Here is a 4,010-nt window from a genome sequence, read left to right as displayed (position 1 = left end):
AGCCGGCTCCCACAGGTATCCGCATTGTTGCAGTAGCTGTGGGAGCCGGCTTGCCGGCGATAGGGCCGTCACTGACAAGCGACTATCGATCAGGCCGGCACCATCGCAAAGCCAACACCAAACCGGTTCCAGGCATTGATGGTGGCAATCGCCAGGGTCAGGTTGACCACCTCCGCCGGCTCGAAGTGCTGTTGCAGCGCCTCGTACTCCGGCTGCGGCGCGCCGCGCTCGGGCAGGCGGGTCAAGCACTCGACCCAGGCCAGCGCCGCACGCTCACGCGGGGTGAAGTAGTGGGTTTCCTGCCACACGCTCAGCGTCTGCAACCGCGCTTCGGTCTCGCCAGCCTTGCGCGCGTCATTGGCATGCATGTTCACGCAATAGGCGCAGCCGTTGATCTGCGACGCACGCAGGCGCACCAGCTCCAGCAGCGAGTTCTCCAGGCCGCTCTTGGCCAGGGCCTGCTCCAGGCCGACCATGGCCTTGTAGGCTTCAGGCGAGTGTTTGGCCCATTCGATACGGTTGTGCATGGTGTTCTCCGAGGGATTCAGTGTGGACATGGCACTACCTTAACGCCGCCCGCCCTGCGGCCCGATAGCCAATCACGCGCTTTGCCAGGAGGCCAATCAGGGCCATTAAGGAGGCCACTGACAGGCATCCAATCTCTTCATTTCAGCCCGGCCCGAGGAGGCGGGATAATGACCGGGTCTTGCACCAGGAGATCCGATTCATGTCCGAAGAACGCTACATGCGCGAAGCCCTCGACCTGGCCCGCGCCAATATCCAGGCCGGTGGACGGCCCTTCGGCGCCGTGCTGGTGTACCAGGGCCAGGTGATCGCCCGCGCCGTCAACGAGATCCACAGCACCCAGGACCCGACTGCCCACGCCGAGCTGCAGGCCATCCGCAAGGCCGCCCAGGCCTTGGGCCGTACGCGCCTGGACGGTGCCGAAATCTATGCCACTGGCCATCCCTGCCCAATGTGCCTGGCAGCCATGCACCTGTGCGGCATCGAGCGCGCCTGGTTCGCCTACGACAACGACGAAGGCGAGCCCTATGGCCTGTCCACCGCCGCTGTGTATGCGCAGATGGCCCGCCCGCCGCAGCAGCAGAGCCTGCCGTTGCGTCCGCTCAAGCCCGCAGGGGAGGCAGACCTGTACCTGCAATGGAAGCAGGCGAACGCGCAATGAGAGGGCCGTTGAACTTGCTGTTGGTGGTGCTGCTGGCCCTGAACCTGCGGCCGATCCTGACCAGCATCGGGCCGTTGCTCGAACCGATGCGCACCAGCACCGGCCTGGGCTACCAGCAAGCCGCGCTGCTGACGGCGCTACCGGTGCTGTGCATGGGCCTGGTGCCGTTGCTGCAGCCCTGGCTGCGGCGCTGGATCAGCGAGCATGGCGGCATGCTCGGCGGCCTCGCCGCCATTGCCCTGGCCTGCCTGTGGCGCCTGCAGCTGGACAGCGCCTGGGCACTGCTCGCCAGTGCAGTGCTGGCGGGCCTTGGCGCGGCGGTGGTGCAGGGCATGATGCCCGGCTTGGTCAATCGCTGGTTCCCCGGCCGCCTGGCCGCGGCCATGGGCCTGTATTCGGCTGCACTGATGAGTGGCGGCGGGCTGGCCGCAGTGCTGGGGCCGCACATCAGCGGGCACTTTGGTCACTGGCAGGCGGGCCTTGGGGTATGGGCAATGCCGGCACTGCTGGCGGTGCTGGCCTGGGCCATGCTGCGCCCGCGTGATGCTGCGCCAAAACTGGCCGGCGCTGCCGGTGGCCACTGGTTCGGCACGCGTCGGGCATGGCTGCTGGCGTTGTACTTCGGCCTGATCAACGGGGGCTACACCAGCATGGTCGCCTGGTTGCCGGCCTACCATCTGGAGCATGGCGGCACGGCCCAGGGCGGTGGTGACCTGGTGGGGCTGATGACCATTTTCCAGGTGGCCGGTGCGCTGGGCCTGCCATTGTTGCTGCGCGGCTGGGCGGATCGTCGGCCAGGGCTGTGGCTGGCGCTGGCGATCCAGCTGGCGGGCTTCCTTGGCTTGTTGCTGGCGCCGAACGGGGCCATGGGCGTCTGGGTGGCGATGATCGGTTTTGGCCTGGGGGCTTGCTTCAGCCTGAGCCTCACCTTGACCCTGGAACATCTGAAGACGCCGGCAGAGGCGGGCAGCCTCGCGGCGTTCGTGCAGGGGGTCGGGTTCATCATCACCGGGATCGTGCCGTACATCACCGGTTGGCTGCGTGACGTGAGCGGCGATTTCCAGGCTTCGTGGACGCTGTTGACCGTCACCGTGCTGGCCATGCTGCTGGTCACCACCTGCTTTGCCCCGCGTGGTTACGCTGCCGCCATTGCCCGGCGAGGGCAGGGCGGCCAGGCGGCTGCCGTCAACTGAGGCGCTGCAGGGTGTCGCGGACCCGGTCCAGTGCCGGGTCGATGTCCAGCAGTTCGATGGCGCCGAAGCCCAGCAGCAACCCAGGGCGCACAGGCGCTTCGTCGAAGAACGGCGCCAGCGAGTAAAGGCCGACCTCCACCTTGCGTGCGAGGTTGGCCAGCAGCTCGACATCCACGCCAGGCTGCGCCAGTGCGCTGAGGTGAAACCCGGCACTGGCCGGTATCGCTTTGAACCAGGGTGCCAGGTCACCGTCCAGGCGGGTGAGGATGCGCTCGCGCCGGGCACTGTAGATGTCATGGCAGCGGCGAATGTGCTTGTTCAGGTGGCCTTCGCCGATGAAGCGCGCCAGTGCCCATTGCAGCAGGGTGGGGCTGTGCCAGTCGCTCAGGTGCTTGGCCACGCAGGCCGCTTCGAGCACGGCCGGTGGCAGCACGGCATAGCCCAGGCGCAGTTCCGGCAGCAGGGTTTTCGAGAACGTCCCGACATAGGCCACCAGCCCCTGACGGTCGAGCCGTTGCAGGGCATCCGCTGCCGGGCCCTGGTAGCGAAACTCGCAGTCATAGTCGTCTTCGATGATCAGCGCGCCGAGCTCGGCGGCCCGGGCCAGCAGGGCCTGGCGGCGCTGGATGCTCATCGGCATGCCGAGGGGAAACTGGTGCGAAGGTGTCACGTAGATCAGCCGGGTGCCGTCGGCGATCTGCTCCACGCACAGGCCTTCGTCATCCACAGGCACGGATTGCAGTTTTGCACCCAATGCCAGAAACAGCTGCCGCGCTGGCGGGTAGCCGGGGTCTTCCATGGCCACCGGGCAGCCGGGTTCGATCAGTACCCGGGCGATCAGGTCCAGGGCCTGCTGGGCGCCGTTGCACACCAGTACGTCGGCTGGGTTGCAGTGCACGCCTCGCGTGTAGGCAACGTGGTGGGCGATGGCCTCGCGCAGTTCCGGCAGCCCCTGGGCGGTGAACTGTCGCTCGGGGTGGCGCTGGCTGCGGCGCAGGGCGTAGTTCAGGCAGCTGCGCCACTGGTCGAAGGGGAACTGCGACTTGATCGAGGCGCCGCCGACGAAGTCGTAGCGCGACGGGGCTTCCTGGGTGCGCCTTGCCAATACCGTGGCGCGCTGTTGCCAGCGGCCCAGCGAGGCGGCTGCGGCCAGGGGGACTGTCTGGGCTTCGTTGCTGCGCACGGGTTGGCGTGGGGTAATGAACGTGCCGCGGCCGACCACGCCGCTGAGCAGGTTGTCGTAGGTCAGGCGTGAGTAGGCTTCGGCCACGGTCTTGCGTGACACGCCCAGCTGCTCGGCCAGCAGGCGGGTAGGGGGTAGCTGGGAGCCGGCGGCCAGGTGGCCGCTGTCGATGCCGGCGCGCAGCTGTTGGTAGAGCTGGTCGGCCAGGCCTTTGCGGCCTTCGAGGCGGATGTGCAGTTCCATGGTGGGGTCCGGGCGCAGGAGTGCTGAGAATAGCGGATTTTTATTGAATTCTACCGCTGCCCTCACGCAGGTCGATGTCAAAGCATCCCCTCATAAGCACAACGCGATTCTGTTTTTCGCTTTTGCTTTTTGCTTTTTGCTTTTTGCTTTTTGCTTTTAAGCGCGCGGTAGTTCAGGCACCGCAAATTGCGACTTCAGGAGGCCG

Annotated in this window: 4 protein-coding genes; 2 read left to right on the top strand and 2 right to left on the bottom strand. The window is 66.6% G+C overall.

Annotated elements, in window-relative coordinates; genetic code table 11:
• Positions 1-89: 89 nt before the first annotated feature.
• On the bottom strand, positions 90-527 hold the full coding sequence (locus tag PMI38_RS21100) for a carboxymuconolactone decarboxylase family protein (protein WP_008098498.1): 438 nt from the start codon (positions 525-527) through the stop codon (positions 90-92).
• Between the two features lie 200 nt (positions 528-727).
• Here PMI38_RS21100 and PMI38_RS21095 point away from each other — a divergent pair, with 200 nt between their 5' ends.
• Positions 728-1,186, top strand: coding sequence for a nucleoside deaminase (locus PMI38_RS21095; protein ID WP_008098496.1), 459 nt, complete (start codon positions 728-730; stop codon positions 1,184-1,186).
• Entirely contained in the window at positions 1,183-2,379 is a 1,197-nt protein-coding gene (locus PMI38_RS21090; RefSeq protein ID WP_008098493.1) for a CynX/NimT family MFS transporter, read from the top strand. Before PMI38_RS21095 ends, PMI38_RS21090 begins: the two co-directional genes overlap by 4 nt.
• On the opposite strand, the gene pdxR is transcribed toward PMI38_RS21090, so the two are convergent.
• Positions 2,372-3,805: a MocR-like pyridoxine biosynthesis transcription factor PdxR gene (pdxR, locus tag PMI38_RS21085; protein WP_008098491.1), complete on the bottom strand. Its 1,434-nt coding sequence runs from the start codon at positions 3,803-3,805 to the stop codon at positions 2,372-2,374. The genes PMI38_RS21090 and pdxR overlap by 8 nt on opposite strands.
• Positions 3,806-4,010 lie beyond the last annotated feature (205 nt).

The sequence above is a fragment of the Pseudomonas sp. GM84 genome, from assembly GCF_000282535.1.
Taxonomy (GTDB): Bacteria; Pseudomonadota; Gammaproteobacteria; order Pseudomonadales; family Pseudomonadaceae; genus Aquipseudomonas.
This window is presented reverse-complemented; position numbering and strand designations above follow the sequence as displayed.